The organism is Pseudoalteromonas sp. S1612 (genome assembly GCF_005887175.1).
Taxonomy (GTDB): domain Bacteria; phylum Pseudomonadota; class Gammaproteobacteria; order Enterobacterales; family Alteromonadaceae; genus Pseudoalteromonas; species Pseudoalteromonas undina.
Genome location: NZ_PNDH01000209.1, coordinates 1 through 203, shown reverse-complemented (window position 1 = coordinate 203; position 203 = coordinate 1). Strand labels below are relative to the sequence as shown.

The window sequence follows — 203 nt, the reverse complement described above, 5'->3', positions numbered from 1 at the left end:
GCTGGAAAAAAGGCCGCGAACGGGGTTTTAGAACGGCAAATATTGCACTAAAACGTCACGTTTGTGCGGTCAATGGTGTATTTGCGGTTCATGTGATGATCGCAGGAAAGAAAGTTTTTGGGGTGGCTATCATTGTATCCACACCCAGGTTTAATGGAACTCGTGCCTTATTAGAAGTTCACCTTTTTGATTTTTCACAAGAT

Annotated in this window: 1 protein-coding gene; it reads left to right on the top strand. The window is 42.9% G+C overall.

What is annotated here, in order from left to right; genetic code table 11:
- On the top strand, positions 1-203 hold a 203-nt coding region (locus tag CWB78_RS18730), incomplete at both ends, for a riboflavin kinase (protein ID WP_283957133.1).